Raw genomic sequence first — 17,413 nt, forward strand, 5'->3', positions numbered from 1 at the left:
ATGGCACAACAGCAGCAGCCCAAAAAGGTCAGCCTGAAAAACATTCGCAACCTCGCCGCATGGGACACCGCTATGCGCGAGTCCGTTCTGGGCCTTGCCTGACAAGGGCCTTCATGCGGAAGCCCTGGTCTGCGGGTCCGTACCCATCCTGCAGGTGCCGGCCGGGTGATAGACGGTCTTGATGTCCTGCCGCACGAATCGCTCGATCGCCGTCAGATCGTCCGGATCGATCCGGGCCGGCGCGACGATTTCCTTCACGTGCGCCTGCAGCGCCTTCGCCGACAGGATCCTGAGCCCGGCCTGAACGGCCCGGATCTGGCCGTCGAGGTCGGCCGGGTCGCTCAGGAAGTTCGCATCGATCCTCGGCAGATCCGACGGATCCTTGCTGCGCAACGCCACCCGCCCGCGCGATTTCGGTTGCAGATGGCCGACCTTGACCGACATGCCGTGCTCGCTCGCCGGTGGCTTCTCTCCCGGCGTGTTGTCGAAGTTGTCGAGCAGCGGCAGGAAATGGAACTGAACGTCCGGCCGCCCGGTGCCCTGCGTGTCGATGAATGCGCCGCCTTCGAGGATGTTGCTGGTCAGCAGCCCGCTCCTGAAGCACTTCCATTGCAGGAAATGGCGCATCGCCCGGAGCCCGGTGTTCTCGCCGTAGAGGCTCGCCGGCGTGCGAATCGACGCCTGCACCGACATGTGCAGATGATCGTGGAAATTCCGGCCGACCGGCAACGCGGCAACCGTATCGATCCCGAGCGCCGCAAGCTGCTCCGCCGGCCCGATGCCGGACAGCATCAGCACCTTCGGACTCCCGATCGCCCCCGCGCTCACGACGACCTCGTTGCGCACGCGCACCGACACGGGCGCATGACCGCCTTCGCTGAATTCGACCGCGACCGCACGCCCCGCATCGGTCCGGATCCAGTGCACGAGCGCGCCGGTCACCACCTTCAGCTTCGCGTCGTTGCGCACCGACGCCAGATAGGTCTGCGCGGTGCTTGCGCGTTCGCCGTTGCGCGTCGTCGTCTGGTAATAGCCGATGCCCTGCTGCACTTCGCCGTTGAAATCGTTGACGTAGCGCAGCCCCATCTCCTGCCCGGCCCGGATGAACGCAGCCGTCAACGGATGGCGATAACGGTTCTCGCTGACCGGGAGCGGGCCCGTCTGGCCGTGATACGCAGGCCCCAGGCTTTCGTTCGCTTCCGCCTTCATGAAATACGGCAGCACGTCGTCGTAGCGCCAGTCCGTGCATCCCCACTGCGTCGCCCAGTCGTCGTAGTCGTCGCGCTGCCCGCGGATGTAAATCATCCCGTTGACCGAACTGCCGCCGCCCAGCACCTTGCCCTGCGCGATGATCATGCTGCGGCCGTTCGCGTTCGGTTGCGGGTCGGTCATGTAGGGCCACGATTTCTTCTGGAACACCTGCATCACGCCGCCCGGAATCCGGTGAAACGGATTGTCGTCGCGCGTGCCGGCTTCCAGCAGCAGCACCGAACCGGCGTTCTGCTGGATCAGCCGCGCGGCCACGACGCAACCGGCCGAACCCGCGCCGATGACGACGTAATCGAAGGTCAGGTCTTGAGTAGTCATGTGTCTGTCGAATGGGATAGGCGGGCGAGCAACGCCCGCGATCTTGTTGTTGTGGGGTCTCCGTGCCGGCACGTGCGAGGCTACATCGCGATCGTGACGACCTTTTCCTCCAGGTACGCATCGAGCCCGCTTTGCGACAGGTCGCGCCCGACGCCGCTTTCCTTGAAGCCGCCCCACGGCAGCCGTGCGTCGAGCGGGCTCCACGCGTTCACCGCGACCGCGCCGACCCGCAGACGGGCGGCAGTACGGTGCGCGGTCGCGAGATCGCGGGTCCACAGCGTGGCGGACAACGCGTAGACGGTGTCGTTCGCCAGCGCGACGGCCTCGTCTTCCGTATCGAACGGCATGATCGTGCCGACCGGCCCGAACACTTCGTCGCGCGCGATGCGCATCGCCGGATCGACGTTCGCGAACACCGTCGGCCGCACGAAGAAGCCTTGCGACGGCACCGGCTCGTCGCCCGCGACCATCGTCGCGCCGTCGCGCAGCGCCGCTGCGATATGCGTCTTCACGCGATCGGCATGGCGGGCGCTGATCAGCGCGCCCATCTGCGTCGCCGGGTTAAACGGCGTGCCGACCCTGACCGACCGGGCCGCATGCGCGAGCGCGCCGACGACGTCGTCGTAGTGACGGCGCTGCACCAGCACGCGCGTGCCGGCCGCGCACGTCTGCCCCTGGTTGACGAACAGCCCCATCGCGACGCCGGCGATCGCCTGCTCGAGATTCGCATCGTCGAAGATGATCTGCGGCGCCTTGCCGCCGAGCTCCAGCGTCAGCCGCTTGAACTGTGCACCGGCTTCGCGCGCGATCGTGCGGCCGACCTCGGTGCTGCCGGTGAAACTGATCTTGTCGACGCCCGGGTGATTGACCAGCGCGGCGCCGACCGACGCGCCGATGCCGTGCACGAGATTCACAACACCCGGCGGAAAGCCCGCCTGCACCGCCAGGTCCGCCAGCGCGCCGACCGCGAGCGGCGCGTCCTCCGACGGCTTGATCACGACCGTGCAGCCGGCCGCGAGCGCAGGCGCCAGCTTCCAGCACGCGATCATCAGCGGCGCATTCCACGGCACGATCAGGCCGGCGACGCCGACCGCTTCGCGCACCGTGTAGTTGACGGTCGGGCGCCCCATGAAGCCGCCGGTCGGAATCTGGCGGCCTTCGAGCTTGTCCGCCCATCCGGCGAAGTAGCGCAGCGTGTCGATCGACATCGGCAGGTCCATCATGCGCACCTCCATGGCCGGGCGCCCCTGTTCGCGCGCCAGCAGCTCGACGAAGCGTTCCGCGTCGTGTTCGAGCAGGTCGGCCAGCCGATGCAGCAGCTTCGCCCGTGCCGCGCCGGGCAACCGGCTCCAGTGCCCGCCGTCGAATTCCGCGCGGGCCGCGCGCACGGCGCGGTCGACGTCGGCGCCGGTGCCGGCCGCCACGCGTGCAAGCAGGTGTCCGGTGCACGGTTCGAATTTCTCGAACCACTCGCCCTGCGCGGCGTCGCATGCCTCGCCCGCGATCCGGTGTTGAAGGGTGTACTCGGCTGTCATGGGGTTGTCTCCAGATGATCGAACGCCGATCCCGCGCTGAAAGCCGGATCGGCCTATCTGGCCCACTGTAGGACGCGGGTTGCGGCGCCGCTGGGACATCCGTGCATCGAATGCAGGATTCAGATGCACATGCGCGTGACGTGTTCGTCGGCGCCGAACGCGGGTGCGTCCGCGCCGCGATCGGCTTGCGCGGCCAGCGCGCGGTTGACTCGCGCATGGTTGGCGCGCCGCACGGCCGGCGGCATCGACGCGTACGCCGCGTCGCGAATCAACGCATGGCGGAACGAATAGAACACGCGATCGCGCCGATGTTGCGCGTACATGACGCGCTCTTCGAGCAGCAGCTGCAGATGCGCGTCGAGCGTGACGCGATCATGCGGCGAGGCCGCGGCCAGCAGTTGCGCATCCACCTCGAGCCCGATCGTCGCGGCGAGCTGCGCGGTGTCGCGCGCGTCGTCGATCCGGTCGAGCGCGCGACCGAGCATTCCGCCGAGACTGAGCGGAAGCGGGCACGGGTCCATCGTCCGCAGCCCCGCGAGCGAGCCGTCCGCGCCGCTCATCGTCAGCTCGCATGCAACGGCTTCGATGAACAGCGGAATACCCGCCGTACGACGGACGAGCAGGTCGAGCCAGGCCGGATCGAGCGCGCCCTGGCCCAGGTGCGCCGACATCAGGCGCCGCGCGTCGTCGCGCGGCAGGCGGCGCAGTATCAGGCGATCGGTCGCGCCACGCCAGCGCGCGAGCCTGGCGGGCCGCGACGTGAGCACTATGCAGAGCGCCGCCGCGCGCGGCGAGCGCTGCAGGTACGCCAGAAAATCCTCGGTCGAGCGGTCGATCCACTGGACATCCTCGACGACGAGCAACACCGGCGCGCCATTGCCGAGCGACACGATCAATTGCTCGAGCACATCGAACAGCGCGTCCTGTTCGCGCGCGCTCGGCCACCTCACGGCCTTCGCATCGCAGGGCAGCCCCAGCCAGGTCGCGAGCGCGACACCGGCCGCCACACGATCGCATTCGAGCGCCGCGAGCATCGCGTCGATCGCCGCATGCGTGATGTCGGCCGGACTGTCGGCGTCGAGTTGCCAATGCGCGCCGATGAACCGCAGGATCGGAAACAGCGCATGATTCTGCCGCTCCGGCAGGCACCCGCAATGCGCCAACGCGTGGCCCTGTGTCCGCACGGCCTCGCACAGCCCGTGTACGAGGCGCGACTTGCCGATTCCCGCATCGCCGACGACGAGCCGCGGCACGCTGCGTATCGCACGACGATGGTGTGCGGGCGTCGCCTGCCACGCGCGCAGCAGCGCATCGAGTTCACGCGTACGGCCGATCATCGGCGCCCGCATGCCGCCGTCGAGCGAATCGAACGGCGTGCCGGACCGACGCTCGCCGAGCAGTTCATGCACCGGCTGCGGCGCGAGGCCCGCCCGTGCCAGCCGCAACCCGGTCGGCCGGAAGTCGGCATGCCGTTCGAGCGCGAGCCGCGCATCGTCGCTGATCAGGATCTGCCCGGGCCCGGCCAGCCGCAACAGCCGTGACGCGGCGGCCGGCGTCGATCCGCCCGCCCTCTGCGCCGCATGCACGAGAACCTGCCCGACGTGAATCGCAGCGGCCACTTCGACGTGCCAGCCTTCGCCGCCGACGGCATCGCGGGCGTCGGCGGGTACCGGCAACCGCGCGCGCCCGGCCACCCGCACCATGTCGAGTGCCGCACGCGCCGCGCGGCGCGCGGGCCAGTCGAGATCGCCTTGCAGGCCGAAATGGAACAGCAGCGTATCGCCGAGCCGCTCGTCGACCTGCGCGCCATAGCCGACGGCGATATCGGCGCACTTCGTCAGCCATTGCGCCTCGTAGCGGTCGAGCAGGGCGCCGTGATCGGTTCCCGCATGGCGTTGCCGGCCGTCTCCGGCGATCGTCACGCAACAGCACAGCGTGGTGACCTGCCGGTATTCGCCCGCCGTTGCGACCGCATCGCCGCGCGGCGCGAACGGATGCGGCCGTGTGCGGCGGCTTGCGCGGCCGGCATCGAACGGGCCGACGAGCGCGGCGAAATTGAGCGCGCGAAACTGCGCCGCGAGTTCGTCGGCCGAGGCGGCACGCCGCGCCGGATTCTTGTTCAACGCGTGCCGCAGCACCGAGCCGAGCGGATGCGACGCGATCGACGGGGGAAGCGCGACATCCACCGGGCTGAGTTGCTGATAAAGAATGTCGGCCACGCTTGCGCCCTGCATCACGACTTCGCCCGTCAGGCATTCGATCACGACCAGGCCCCACGCATACAGGTCGCTTCCGGGCGTCGGCGGTTCGTGGCGCAATTGCTCGGGCGCGCAGTATGACGGCGAGCCGATCACCTCGGCCGCGAGCGTCGCCGCCTGGGGCGCGATATCGGTCGTGCCGGGCAACAGCGCGCCGATCCCGAAATCGAGGAGCTTCGCATGCGGCCCGTCTTCGGCCATCGCGAGCACGATGTTTTGCGGCTTCAGGTCCCGGTGCACGATGCCGCGGCGATGTGCAGCCGCGAGCGCATCGAGCACCTCCGTCATCAGCCGTCCGGTGTCGACGGCCGACAGCGGCCCCTGCGTTGCAAGCCAGTCGTGCAGAGTCTGGCCCTGCACGCGTTCGAATACGGCGAACAGCCGCCCGTCGGGCGCTTCCCCCTTGTCCAGCAGCGCCACGATGTTCGGGTGCCGCAGCGCCTCGCACAGGCTCGTCTCGCGCCGGAAGCACATGCGCTGGCGGGTGCGCTCGGCTTCGGTCCGCGCGACATCGTCCCGCATCAGCTTGATCGCGACGTCTTGCGCCGTCTCGCCGCAGGTCGCGCGAAACACCACGCCACTGCCGCCTTCGCCGAGCAACGCACCGAGCCGGTAATGCCGCTTGCCGGCCAATGTCGCGAAAGGCGCGGCGGGCCGCTGCGATTCTCGCGCATGAGGCACGACACGTGCGCGTGTCGCGGTCGGCAACCCGGGCTGTCGTTCTTGCGCGTTCACGAGCAATGGACGAGCTGATCCGGCACCGGACGATGCATGCCGATGCGCGGCTCGACGCCCGGCACCGACTGGCATTCGAGGCGCTCGCCGCGCATGACGCGGAACGGGAAATCGCCGAAGCGGACGCTGCCGCGCCGCCGCTCGACCAGTTGACTCGCGTACAGCCCCGGCAGCGCCGCGAACTGGCTCCGGGCGCGATGAATCTGCACGTTGAGATGGGACGTATCGATACCGAGCATGCGCGCCAGCCGGTCGAGTTCGATCCAGCCTTGCGTGGCCGCGTCATAGCCGGCCTGCATGTCGGCCGAGCGGGCGCGGGCGAGCGTGACGAGACTATAGTGATGCGCGCGCTCGCCGAGATCGACCACGCCGCCGCGAACATGCAGCAGCGCACGCGCGTGCTCTTCGTCCCGGCTGACGAGGAATTCGAGCAATCGGGCCGGTGCGGCCGGATCGGCAGGCGCGCGCAGCGTCATCGTCGAGCCGTGGCGCACGAGCGCCACGCGCCACGTGACGTCGCCCGTCGACACTTCATCGCCGTCATGGAGCGCGCGCGGCGGCAACGTGTCGTCGCACAGCCAATCGCCGGCCGGCGAACGGACGATCGTGACCGGCTGCGCGGCGTGGGCAGCCAGGATCTGGCGCGGTGTGAGCACGATCGGATGCACGGCGCCCCGTACCGGCCATAGCGTATCGGCCGGATCGTCGAGCGCATCGACGCGCCAGGGCGCGACACCCGCCCTGCCGAACCGGATCACGTCGCCTCGCTGCAGCACCGCGTGCTCGCCGTCGCGCAACGGCACGCCCGATACCGACGTGCCGTTGCTGCTGTGATCGTGGAGCTCCCATTGCCCGCCGACCCAACGGATATGGGCATGGACCCGGGACACCGACGCGTCGCGGATGACCGTATCGCAGCGCGCGGCATCGCGGCCGAACACGTGATACGCGCGGAGCAGGCACACTTCTCCGGAAGAATCGTTCTTGAGTATCGCCATGACTGCCCCGTATCGGCTTCGCCCGGATCGCTCGAGTAACGCGTCGACGCCCGGAAAGCGACTGATTCAATGATCGCGAACGGTGTCGACCGTTCGCCGCCTCGTTACCAGTTTCTTCGTCAGCTTCCTTTCGAATCGTTGCTCATCCGGTGTGTGTTATTTCGACTGATTGAATAGCCGGTCATTTTGTTGTTTTAAATCCGAGCAACCTGATGAAAATCCTGCCAAACAAAATCATGCGTCGCAATCGAAATGCTCAAATCCCGCTTTGATATTGCAATGCTTTACATTTTCAACGAAGCCTCACTTCAAATATAAAGGGTCGAAAATCTTCACCGTCTCGCGACCCAATGCAGGCTTGCGTCAAGCAGAAGCACATTGAATGACGGGGTGCATTTAAACACCTTTGCCGGCGCGGAAATTTTGTTTGATCAAAAGAAAATAAATTAAACAGTTCAAACGATTTAAATAATGAGCGTCGGTGTTTTAATAGATCGTATTACGTGAATTACTGCGAAGCCCAGGTCCATCACGGCCAATGTCTCGCGGTGTCGTCGGCACGCGGATACATGCCGGCACGCCGCTGCATCACGATCAACGGCTGGCGAAGGCTGCAGAAGCCGGCAAGGCATCGACCGTCCGATCGTCGTGGCCGACTCGCCCAAGAGCCAGATGACGCACATCGACGGCAATCTCCGCCGCAAGCGGCCCTCCTCACCCCACCATCCAGCCCCCAATAAATCCCCTTGACGACCTATCTTTCGATATATATCTTTAGATATGTTTTACGACATATAGGACTCGATCATGCGACACACCCCTTCCCGCGGCCATGCCCGATGCGACGGTCATGGTGCGCATGCGCGCCCTGACTGGTTCGCCGGTCTCAGGTACGCGATCGGCCGCCATCGGCGCGGCGGCGATCCGTTCGGTGGCGGCCCGTTCGGTGGCCGTGGCGGGCGCGGCGGCTTTGGCGATTTCGGCGACGACGGCATGCCGCGCGGCCGCCAGTTCAGCTCCGACGATCTCCAGCTGCTGTTGCTCGCGCTGGTCGCCGAGCAACCGAGCCACGGCTACGAACTGATCAAGGCGCTCGACACGCGTTCGAACGGCTTCTACAGCCCGAGCCCCGGCATGGTGTATCCGGCGCTCACGTATCTCGAAGAAGTCGGCTTCGTCGCATCGCAGGCGGAAGGCAACCGCAAGCGCTATGCACTGACCGACGCCGGCCGCGCGCATCTCGACGCGCAGCGCGAACGCGTCGACACGCTGTTCGCGCGCCTCACGCACCTCGCGCGCAAGATGGAGTTCATGCGCCGCGCGTTCGCCGGAGAATCGGCGGGCAACGAAACGCCGGACGAAGCGCAAGCAGGCTGGCTGCCGGAGTTCGTCGAGGCACGCCTCGCCCTCAAGCGCGCGCTGCTGCACAAGAGCGCCGCCGACGCCGACGAACAGCGCCGCATCGCCGCCATCATGCGCCGCGCGACGGCTGAAATCGAAGGCGGGTCCGGCGCGTAATCCGCGTCGCCCCTTCAAACCCTAAGGAGAACGGATCGATGCAGAATACATCCGACCGCACCGTGACCCGCGTGCGCCACACCCTGAAGTTCCGCTTGCTGCAAGTCCTGCGCGTGCACGCCGTGACGCCGCACCTGCTGCGCGTCACGCTCGGCGGCCCCGATCTCGCGGATTTCGAATCCGCGTCGTTCGACGATCACGTGAAGGTATTTTTCCCGCCGCCCGGCGCTGAACGGCCCGTGCTGCCGACGCTCGGCACGAACGGTCCCGAGTTTCCGGAAGGCGAACCGAAGCCGGTCGCGCGCGACTTCACGCCGCGCCGCTTCGACCGCGCCGCCGGCGAACTCGATCTGGAATTCGTGCTGAACCACCCGGGCCCCGCGTCGCAGTGGGCCGCCCAGGCACGTGTCGGCCAATGGCTCGGCATCGGCGGCCCGCGCGGTTCATTCGTCGTCCCGACCGGTTTCGACTGGCACCTGCTTATCGGCGACGATACGGCGCTGCCGGCGGTCGCGCGGCGTCTCGAGGAATTGCCGGCCGGCGCGCGTGTAGCCGTCGTGATGGAAGTCGCGGATCGTACCGCGCAGATCTCGTTCGACACGCACGCCGACGTGCATGAAATCTGGCGCTTCCGCGCCGAAGCCGACGCGGCGGACGGCGACGTGCTGCTGAATGCCGTGCGCGACCTGCCGCTACCGCCGTCCGGCGACGGCTACGTGTGGGCGGCGGGCGAAGCGCTGTCGATGCGCGCGGTACGCCAGCACCTGACCGGCGAGCGCGGCGTCGACAAATCGCGCATCCGTGCGGCGGCCTACTGGAAGCGCGGCGCGGCAGCCGTGCACGAAACGCTGGAAGACTGATGGATGCGGGTGCCCGGCAAACGGGTACCCGATCGAGGTTGAGCGGCCGATGACACAATCGTGGCGTCGGCGCACCAGCGGGCTTGGCACCGCTATCGCGACTGGTATATATCTGTGGGTGCGACGCCGCTGTCGGGCGACAGCCGCCGCAGCCCGCCCAGGAGCGCCCGGTCATGACAAAAGAAAGCCACGCTTCGCCGTTCCTTCGCAACCTGAAGATCGCCGGCTATTGCGGCCTTGCCGCGGTGGTACTCGCTCTGTTCGTCGCGATGTGCGCGATCCTGAAGGAAAGCGCCCTCGACCGCGACGCCGCGCAACACCCGGCCGATACCCCTGAACTGCACGATGCGGGCGGTGGCCCGTCCGCATCGGCCGAATCGGCCAAGACGCCCGGCTGACGGCGTCCTGCCCGATCTCCTGCCGCTTACGGCGCGTGCCGGCGGCCCATCACGACGGCATGCACCGAATCGCCGAGCCGTTCGAGCAGCGCGATCACGCGTTGCCCGTACAGGTGCGCAGCCAGCGCGCCGGCCGTGCCGACCAGCACGCCGCCTGCCATGTCGAACGGCCAGTGCACGCCCGCATAGATACGTCCCCATGCAATCGCCGCGGCCATCGCGACCATCACGAACCCGGTGAAGCGGGTCGTGCCGCCGAGCATCAACCCGACCGCCATGCTCCACGCGAACGTCATGTGATCGCTCGGAAACGAGCTGTCCGGCGCGTGCGGAATCAGCTGCGTGCCGACGCCCGCCATGAACGGGCGCGGCGAGAACCAGAAATGTCCGATGACCTGCGCGAGCGCGAGCGCCACGCACACGCCGACGCCGGCTTCGATCGCCTGGCGCCGCGTCGGACGCGCGCCGAAGATCCAGGTCAGCAGCAGCATCGCGGGCAACGCATAGACGAGCCAGTCGGCGGCGAAGATGGCGAGGCGGGCAACGCCCGGCTGCGGCGCAACCCCGGCGTTGATGGCGGAAAAGAGGGTGAGATTGAGGGTATGCATGAATCCGGTTGCGTGGGGCGTAAAAAATCGGCCGGTTGCCCGGCCTGATACGAACGATGCTAAGGCGCACCCGCTTAAGTGATGCTTAATGAGACGACCGCGCGCGACGAAGCCCGCCGCGGCGAACGCACTTAGAGCCTGCACTGCAACACAAGTTCACACAATTGTCACATTCCCGCGCGACCGTCTCCCGGAAAGGCTCACCTGGCATCCCGTAAAGGCTCACCTTTTTCACATCGCGGCGTCATCGACGTGTGCAAACATCGGGGCGCCGGATGCCATCCAGACCGTTTACGTCATTCATCTCAATATTTACGCGGCGAATGCTTCGAAATCGGCAACAATTAATTCCATATGCGGCATCGCACAACGGCAACGCACAGGCATAGGATTACGAGCTTACGAGCACTCATCCACGAAGCGATCAACAACAAGGAGTCCGCATGAAACCCAGCGATGTCCGATCGAAAGCGTTTGCGATGCCGTTGACCAGCCCCGCCTTCCCGATGGGCCCTTACCGTTTCGTCGATCGTGAGTTCCTGATCATCACGTATCGCACCGATCCGGACCGTCTCCGCGAAATCGTCCCCGAGCCGCTGCAGGTCACCGAGCCGCTCGTGCATTACGAATTCATCCGCATGGCCGATTCGACCGGCTTCGGCGACTACACCGAAAGCGGTCAGGTGATTCCCGTCGAATACAACGGCCAGCCGGGCGGCTATACGCTCGCGATGTATCTCGACGATCACCCGCCGATCGCCGGCGGCCGCGAACTGTGGGGCTTCCCGAAGAAGCTCGCGTCGCCCACGCTGCACGTGAACACCGACCACCTCCTCGGCACGCTCGATTACGGCAAGGTGCGCGTCGCCACCGGCACGATGGGCTACAAGCACAAGGAACTCGACATCGACGAGCAGGCCAAGCGTCTCGCCGGCCCCAATTTCCTGCTGAAGATCATCCCGCACGTCGACGGCACCGCGCGCGTCTGCGAACTGGTGCGCTACTACATGCAGGACATCAAGATGAAGGGCGCGTGGACGGGCCCCGCATCGCTCGAGCTGGCGCCGCACGCGCTCGCGCCCGTGGCCGACCTGCCCGTGCTCGAAATCGTCGAGGCCCGCCACCTGGTCGCAGATTTGACACTGGGCCTCGGCGAAGTCGTCTACGATTACCTGGCTCAGTAACACGTCCGCAGTCCTTTCTCCCTGTCAATCCTTTCACCACGGGAATTCGAACATGAGCAACCTGAATGGCAAGACCGCAGTCGTCACGGGCGCCGCGAGCGGCATCGGCAAGGAAATCGCACTCGAGCTCGCGAAAGCGGGCGCGGCCGTCGCGATCGCCGACCTGAACCAGGACGGCGCGAACGCAGTCGCCGACGAGATCGTCAAGGCGGGCGGCAAGGCGATCGGCGTCGCGATGGACGTGACGAACGAGGACGCCGTGAACAGCGGTATCGACAAGGTGGCCGAAACGTTCGGCTCGGTCGACATCCTCGTGTCGAACGCGGGCATCCAGATCGTCAACCCGATCGAGAACTACGCGTTCTCCGACTGGAAGAAGATGCAGGCGATCCACGTCGACGGCGCGTTCCTGACGACCAAGGCGGCCCTCAAGCACATGTACAAGGACGATCGCGGCGGTGTCGTGATCTACATGGGTTCGGTGCACTCGCACGAAGCGTCGCCGCTGAAGTCGGCGTACGTGACGGCCAAGCACGGCCTGCTCGGCCTGGCGCGCGTGCTGGCGAAGGAAGGCGCGAAGCACAACGTGCGTTCGCACGTCGTGTGTCCGGGCTTCGTGCGCACACCGCTGGTCGACAAGCAGATTCCGGAGCAGGCGAAGGAGCTCGGGATCAGCGAAGAGGAAGTGGTGAAGAAGGTGATGCTCGGCAATACGGTCGACGGCGTGTTCACGACCGTTCAGGACGTCGCGCAGACGGTGCTGTTCCTGTCGGCCTTCCCGAGCGCCGCGCTCACGGGCCAGTCGTTCATCGTCAGCCACGGCTGGTTCATGCAATGAAGCCGCACGCCCGCACCGAAAAGCAGGCCGTCGATGCGGCGGACCTGCATCACGAGGCCGGCGCACCGGCCGCCGCGCGCACGCTGCCGTACGAGACGATCGCGCTCGTGCTGCAAGGCGGCGGCGCGATCGGCGCGTACCAGGCCGGCGTGTTCGAAGGGCTGCACGAGGCGGGCATCCCGCTCGACTGGATCGCGGGCATCTCGATCGGCGCGCTCAACACCGCGCTGATCGCGGGCAATGCGCCCGAGCATCGTGTCGAGCGGTTGCGCGAGTTCTGGGAAACGATCTGCAAGCCGGCGTTCTTCCCGACGATTCCGGCCGCGTTCGAGTTCGCGCTGTTCAACAGCATCGACCAGGTCCGGACGTTCTTCACCGCGTCGCAGGCTGCAAGCGCGATGATGCAGGGCCAGCAGGGCTTCTTCGTGCCGCGCTTCCCGCCGCCGCTGCCGGGCGTGTCGGATCATCCGGAGAAGATCAGCTGGTACGACACGTCGCAACTGCGCGCGACGCTGCTGAAGCTGTGCGATTTCGACCGGATCAATTCGGGCGAAACGCGCGTGTCGGTCGGCGCGGTCAACGTCGGCACCGGCAACTTCGTGTACTTCGACAACTCGCGCATCCGTCTCGCGCCCGAACACTTCATGGCGTCCGGCGCGCTGCCGCCCGCGTTCCCGCCGGTCGAGATCGACGGCGAGTACTACTGGGACGGCGGAGTGGTGTCGAATACGCCGCTGATGGAAGTGCTCCGCGCACGGCCGCGCCGCGACACGCTCGCGTTCCAGGTCGATCTGTGGAGTGCGCGCGGGCCGCTGCCGCGCACGATGGCCGACGTCGCCGAGCGCACGAAGGACGTGCAGTATTCGAGCCGCACGCGTTTCGTCACCGACACGCTGCAGCGCGAACAGCGCTACCGCAACGTGCTGCGCCACGTGCTCGACCAGGTGCCGGAAGAGCAGCGCAAGGCGGATCCGTGGTGCGTCGAGGCCGATGCGATGTCGTGCAGCAAGAAGTACAACATCCAGCACCTGATCTACCAGCAGAAGGCGTACGAGCATCACTACAAGGACTACCAGTTCGGTCTGTCGACGATGCGTGACCACTGGTCCGCGGGTCTCGACGACATCCGCAAGACGCTCGCAGTCAAGGACGGCCTCGCGCTGCCCAACAACGACGCGGGCTTCGTGACGCACGACATTCACCGCAAACGGTAATGCCGTGCGCGACGGATCGGCGCGATGCATGCGCCGGTCCGTCCTCTTCTCCGACCAGACATGCCGATTTTCATTGCACTGTTCGCGCTCATCGCTGCCGGATGGGGCGCGGTTCATCTGTTTCACGTCATCGCCGCGCAGTTCGGCCAGCCGGTCGCGATCGCGGCCGCCGTGCTCGCCGCCGCGATCCTGATCGCGCTCGTCGCCTGGTGGATCAAGCGCCGCCGCGACATCGCACCGAATACGAAGGAAGAAGGCTGGACCCACGTCGTGCATCGCGCGTGGGGCGAGCTGCGTGTGTCCGCGACGCAGGGGTTGCTGTGGCTGTCGCACGACGGCACAGACGGCCGCTATACGCTGTCGCAGCTCGACGGCTGTCAGGCCGCACCGATCAGCGGCCGCTGGCATCTCGTCGTGCGCGTGCGCGACGCCGTACGCAGCGAATGGAAGCTGCCGATGATGGACAAGCGCGATGCGCAACGCTGGGCGCGCGTGCTGACGCTCGCGAAGGACAACCGGCTCTGACACGGCGCGCGGCCGATGCGCACGTGCGCCCGACACGAACCGCCGCGCCGGCTGTCCCGCATGCCACGCGCTAGCGCGCCTTCAGCGCCCATAACGCATCGAGCACGTGCTGCGTCGCCCGCTCGACCGGCCCCGCCCGATGCGCGATACCCAGTTCCCGCCACAACGCCGGGCGCAACGCCCGCATGACGATGCGTGCGTCAGGTAGCGGCGCACCCGCCTCGTGCGGCAGCAGCGTCGCGCCGTAACCGGCCGCGACCAAGCTCTTGATCGCATCGTTGTAGTTGAGTTCGATCCGCGGCTCCGGCCGGTGGCCGCCGAGTGCAAACCATTCCGTCGTGAGCCGCGACAGGCGCGTGGTCGCATCGTTGAGTATCAGCGGGCGGGCAGCCAGATAGCCGGGCGTGACGCGCGCCGGAAGCGGCCAGTCCGCCGGCAGAAACGCCATCACCGGATCGCGCCGCCACGCGCGGATCGACAGCCCCGCGACCGCCGTCTGCGGCAGCGCCACCAGTCCGACATCGAGCGTGCCCTGCGCAATACGCGCCAGCGTGTCGTGCGACGTGAGCACCGCGATCTGGACATCGATGTCCGGATGCGCGTCGCGCAACCGGGCCACCGCCTGCGGCAACAAATGCGCGATCGCCCCGGTCGATGCGCCGAGGCGTACGCGCCCCGACAGCCCCTGCACCTGCCGCTGCACATCGTCCAGCGTGGATTCGACTTCGGCCAGCAGGCGGCGTGCCCGTTCCACCAGCACTTCGCCGATGGGCGAAGGCCGCACGTTTCCACGCGCACGGGACAGCAACGGCGCGCCGATCCGGCTTTCCAGTTCGGCAATATGAAGGCTGACGGTCGGTGGCGCGAGATGCAGCCATTGCGCCGCCGCGACAAAGGACCCGTGGTCCGCGATGGCGACCAGCGTGCGCAGGCGGTCCAGGCTGATCTCTCGCATCCTTCACCTCTCGTTCAAGAAAACTGAATTTCGCAGTCAGCAAATTCAACTTTTCCTATTCTAGGTGTTCGGCGGAAGATATGGCTTTCCCGACGACCGAACCGAAGGAACGCGACCATCATGAGCCAGCCCACTGTCTACATCGACGGCGATCAAGGCACGACCGGATTGCTGATCCACGAACGCCTGCGCGGGCGCGACGACCTGCAGCTCGTTACGCTGCCGGATGCCGAGCGCAAGGATCCCGTGCGGCGCGCCGAAGCGATCAACACAGCCGACATCGCGATCCTGTGCCTGCCCGACGCGGCCGCGCGCGAAGCGGTCGGCTTCATCCGGAATCCGGCGGTGCGCGTGATCGACGCGAGTTCGGCCCATCGCACGCAGCCGGATTGGGTCTACGGCTTTCCCGAGATGGCGAGCGGGCACGCGCGGACGATCGCGCACGCACGGCGTGTCACCAATCCGGGCTGCTACCCGACCGGCGCGATCGCGCTGCTGCGGCCCCTGCAACAGGCCGGCCTGCTGCCGCGCGACTACCCGGTGAGCATCCATGCCGTCTCCGGGTACTCGGGCGGTGGACGGGCTGCCGTCGACGCATTCGAGTCGAGCGATGCTTCGCAAGCGAAACCGCTACAGGTCTACGGCCTCGCACTCGCGCACAAGCATGTGCCGGAGATCCAGCTGCATGCCGGTCTGACGAATCGCCCGATGTTCGTGCCGGCCTACGGTGCCTATCGGCAAGGCATCGTGCTCACCATACCGATCGAGCTGCGCCTGCTTCCTGCCGGCGTGACCGGTGAGCAGTTGCATGCGTGTCTTGCGCACCATTACGCCGGCGCGCGTCACGTCGACGTCACGCCGCTCGCGGAGACGCAAGCAATCACGCATCTCGATCCGCAAGCGCTGAACGGCACCAATGACCTGCGGCTCGGCGTGTTCGTCAATGCGGATCACGGCCAGGTGCTGCTGTCCGCCGTGTTCGACAATCTCGGCAAAGGGGCGTCCGGCGCGGCCGTGCAGAATCTCGACCTGATGCTCGGTGCGGCAGACGTGGCGAAAGCGGCGTGAGTCGCGTGCGGGCACCATCGTCAGCCGGCCCGGTACATCGTGGCCGCGATGCGTGAGTGCCCGTTGGACGCTACCGGCTCGCGACGCGGTTGCGAGCCGGAAACGGGGGCCTGTCGATGCTCCGCACATGCCCCCGTAAAAGCTCACCTTTAGCCGGTTTCAGGCCATCTCGTCACCCGCGGCGGCATTCAAGCCGGCCAGCGTCTCCACCAGAAAATCCACGCACACGCGCACTTTCGCCGACGCCGCAACGCGCTCCGGATACACGGCCCAGATGTTCGCGGGCTGGATGGCGTCCGGCAGCACGCGACACAGTGCGCCGCGTTCGATCAGCGGCGCGGCTTCCCAGATCGAACGCAACACGATTCCGCGCCCGGCCAGTGCCCACTGCACCGCCACTTCGCCATGGTTCGTCGACAGCGCGCCGCCGACCTTCACCGTTGCCGTTTCGCCGCGCACGTTCAGCCGCCACACGCCGAACGGGTGATCGCGCTCCTTGATGGCCAGACAGTCGTGCGACGCGAGATCCGCGAGCGAGCGGGGCGTGCCGCGCCGTGCGAGATAGTCGGGCGATGCACAGAGCACGCGGTAGTTCGCGGCGAGGCGGCGCGCGATCAGGTGATCGGCGATCTCGTCGCCGATGCGCACGTCGAGGTCGTAGCCTTCGCCCGCGACATCGACGAGCCGGTCGAACAGATCGAGCCGCACGTGCAGCTGCGGAAAGCGCGCGGTGAAGTCGAGCAGCGCCGGCGCGACGATGTGCCGGCCGAAGCCGAAGCTGCTCGAAATGCGCAGCGTGCCGCGCGGCACCGTGCGCGTGGTCGACACGTCCTCGACGAGATGATCGACGTCGTCGAGGATCTTCTCGGCGCGCGCGTACACGCGTTCGCCGGCTTCCGTGACCGTCACGCGCCGCGTCGAGCGATGCAGCAGGCGCGTGCCGAGCTGCGCCTCGAGCAACGCGATGCGCTTGCTGACATAGGCGGGCGATACCGCGAGCTGCTCTGCGGCCGCGCTGAAGCTGGTCAGGCGGACGACCAGGCTGAACACGCGCAGGTCGTCCAGATTCGGCGATTTGTTCACGATTCGTGGAAAGTCGATTAACCTTTCACGCGATTTTAATCTGAATGGA

At 66.9% G+C, this 17,413-nt stretch carries 14 protein-coding genes and 1 pseudogene; 8 read left to right on the forward strand and 7 right to left on the reverse strand.

The annotated features are described in order from the left end of the window. Positions 1-111: 111 nt before the first annotated feature. From CFB82_RS17965 to CFB82_RS17980, 4 genes and pseudogenes are all read right to left on the reverse strand, one after another. The gene (locus tag CFB82_RS17965) at positions 112-1,587 is read right to left on the reverse strand and encodes a GMC family oxidoreductase (RefSeq protein ID WP_256990377.1); all 1,476 of its coding nucleotides are present in this window, start codon (positions 1,585-1,587) and stop codon (positions 112-114) included. A gap of 80 nt (positions 1,588-1,667) precedes the next feature. After that, positions 1,668-3,122 carry an aldehyde dehydrogenase family protein gene (locus CFB82_RS17970; protein ID WP_089446769.1) on the reverse strand — a complete coding sequence of 485 codons (1,455 nt, stop codon included), beginning with the start codon at positions 3,120-3,122 and terminating at the stop codon, positions 1,668-1,670. A gap of 131 nt (positions 3,123-3,253) precedes the next feature. Further along, positions 3,254-6,115 (reverse strand): annotated as a pseudogene (locus tag CFB82_RS17975) (TOMM system kinase/cyclase fusion protein); the annotation flags it as partial. Further along, entirely contained in the window at positions 6,112-7,113 is a 1,002-nt protein-coding gene (locus CFB82_RS17980; RefSeq protein WP_089484741.1) for an FHA domain-containing protein, read from the reverse strand. The gene CFB82_RS17980 and the pseudogene CFB82_RS17975, both read right to left, overlap by 4 nt. Before the next feature lie 807 nt (positions 7,114-7,920). Between CFB82_RS17980 and CFB82_RS17985 the strand changes: the two genes are divergently transcribed. The 3 genes from CFB82_RS17985 to CFB82_RS17995 all read left to right on the forward strand — a co-directional run bounded on the left by CFB82_RS17985 (position 7,921) and on the right by CFB82_RS17995 (position 9,889). Continuing rightward, positions 7,921-8,631, forward strand: coding sequence for a PadR family transcriptional regulator (locus tag CFB82_RS17985; RefSeq protein ID WP_089484742.1), 711 nt, complete (start codon positions 7,921-7,923; stop codon positions 8,629-8,631). 38 nt (positions 8,632-8,669) lie between these two features. After that, positions 8,670-9,491, forward strand: coding sequence for a siderophore-interacting protein (locus CFB82_RS17990; protein ID WP_089446766.1), 822 nt, complete (start codon positions 8,670-8,672; stop codon positions 9,489-9,491). A 173-nt stretch (positions 9,492-9,664) separates the two neighbouring features. Beyond that, positions 9,665-9,889, forward strand: coding sequence for a hypothetical protein (locus CFB82_RS17995; RefSeq protein WP_089446765.1), 225 nt, complete (start codon positions 9,665-9,667; stop codon positions 9,887-9,889). A gap of 26 nt (positions 9,890-9,915) precedes the next feature. On the opposite strand, the gene CFB82_RS18000 is transcribed toward CFB82_RS17995, so the two are convergent. Continuing rightward, complete coding sequence (locus CFB82_RS18000) at positions 9,916-10,497, reverse strand: undecaprenyl-diphosphatase (RefSeq protein WP_089446764.1); 582 nt, start codon at positions 10,495-10,497, stop codon at positions 9,916-9,918. Between the two features lie 443 nt (positions 10,498-10,940). Between CFB82_RS18000 and CFB82_RS18010 the strand changes: the two genes are divergently transcribed. From CFB82_RS18010 to CFB82_RS18025, 4 genes are read left to right on the forward strand one after another with little or no spacing between them, the layout of a single operon-like run. Beyond that, the gene (locus CFB82_RS18010) at positions 10,941-11,681 is read left to right on the forward strand and encodes an acetoacetate decarboxylase (RefSeq protein WP_089446763.1); all 741 of its coding nucleotides are present in this window, start codon (positions 10,941-10,943) and stop codon (positions 11,679-11,681) included. Positions 11,682-11,733: 52 nt separating this feature from the next. Then, positions 11,734-12,519: a 3-hydroxybutyrate dehydrogenase gene (locus tag CFB82_RS18015; protein WP_069250369.1), complete on the forward strand. Its 786-nt coding sequence runs from the start codon at positions 11,734-11,736 to the stop codon at positions 12,517-12,519. Further along, the gene (locus CFB82_RS18020; protein ID WP_179255414.1) at positions 12,516-13,733 is read left to right on the forward strand and encodes a patatin-like phospholipase family protein; all 1,218 of its coding nucleotides are present in this window, start codon (positions 12,516-12,518) and stop codon (positions 13,731-13,733) included. The genes CFB82_RS18015 and CFB82_RS18020 overlap by 4 nt, the downstream gene beginning before the upstream one ends. Before the next feature lie 60 nt (positions 13,734-13,793). Continuing rightward, positions 13,794-14,258 (forward strand): hypothetical protein, encoded by a 465-nt coding sequence (locus CFB82_RS18025; RefSeq protein WP_089484743.1) that lies wholly within the window; start codon positions 13,794-13,796, stop codon positions 14,256-14,258. A 70-nt stretch (positions 14,259-14,328) separates the two neighbouring features. Here CFB82_RS18025 and CFB82_RS18030 read toward each other — a convergent pair whose 3' ends face one another. Further along, positions 14,329-15,213 carry a LysR family transcriptional regulator gene (locus tag CFB82_RS18030; RefSeq protein WP_089446762.1) on the reverse strand — a complete coding sequence of 295 codons (885 nt, stop codon included), beginning with the start codon at positions 15,211-15,213 and terminating at the stop codon, positions 14,329-14,331. 120 nt (positions 15,214-15,333) lie between these two features. Here CFB82_RS18030 and argC point away from each other — a divergent pair, with 120 nt between their 5' ends. Further along, positions 15,334-16,281 carry an N-acetyl-gamma-glutamyl-phosphate reductase gene (argC, locus tag CFB82_RS18035; protein ID WP_089484744.1) on the forward strand — a complete coding sequence of 316 codons (948 nt, stop codon included), beginning with the start codon at positions 15,334-15,336 and terminating at the stop codon, positions 16,279-16,281. Between the two features lie 159 nt (positions 16,282-16,440). Here argC and CFB82_RS18040 read toward each other — a convergent pair whose 3' ends face one another. After that, positions 16,441-17,364 (reverse strand): LysR substrate-binding domain-containing protein, encoded by a 924-nt coding sequence (locus CFB82_RS18040; RefSeq protein ID WP_089484745.1) that lies wholly within the window; start codon positions 17,362-17,364, stop codon positions 16,441-16,443. Positions 17,365-17,413 lie beyond the last annotated feature (49 nt).

Origin of the sequence: Burkholderia sp. HI2714 (assembly GCF_002223085.1) — a bacterium.
Lineage (GTDB): Bacteria > Pseudomonadota > Gammaproteobacteria > Burkholderiales > Burkholderiaceae > Burkholderia > Burkholderia lata_D.